This window comes from Tsukamurella conjunctivitidis, assembly GCF_007858475.1.
GTDB lineage: Bacteria > Actinomycetota > Actinomycetes > Mycobacteriales > Mycobacteriaceae > Tsukamurella > Tsukamurella conjunctivitidis.
This window is the reverse complement of sequence record NZ_VIGX01000147.1, coordinates 1-625: the sequence shown is the minus strand read 5'-3', so window position 1 is coordinate 625 and position 625 is coordinate 1. Positions and strand designations below refer to the sequence as shown.

Sequence of the window (625 nt, the reverse complement as noted above, 5' to 3'; positions counted from 1 at the left end):
AGTTCCTGCTCGTCTTCGTGGTGAGATGGCTGCTTTTGACATTATTCTTGATGGTGATGTCTTAGTTGAGACGGGACGTCGTGTAACTGCTCGCCATATTAAACGTCTTGAAGAGGCGGGAATTGAGGAGTTAGAAGTACCATTTGAATATCTTGTTGGTAAAGTAATATCGCAAGATATTATGGATGAGTCGACCGGTGAATTATTAGCATTAGCAAATGATGTTATTACTGCAGAGGCATTAGAGAAGTTTGTGGCATATGGTATCAATGAGATCCCCGTTCTCTTCACGAATGATGTTGATCGCGGTGCTTATATCTCAGATACCTTACGTGCTGATACAACAAAAAGTCAGTTAGAAGCGCAGATCGAAATCTATCGAATGATGCGTCCTGGCGAACCACCTACAAAAGAAGCGGCAGAGAATCTCTTTGCTAGCCTCTTCTTCACAAGTGATCGTTATGATCTCTCTGCTGTAGGTCGAATGAAGTTTAATCGCCGCCTCGGCCGTGATACCGATACTGGAGAAGGGACACTCTCTAATCAAGATATTTTAGATGTCTTAAAAGAGCTAGTTGCAATCCGTAATGGTCATGGTCAGGTTGATGATGTTGACCATTTAGGA

1 protein-coding gene is annotated in these 625 nt (G+C 42.7%); it reads left to right on the top strand.

The features are described from left to right. A partial coding sequence (locus tag FK530_RS27580; RefSeq protein WP_231706793.1) for a hypothetical protein occupies positions 1–625 on the top strand: 625 nt, incomplete at both ends.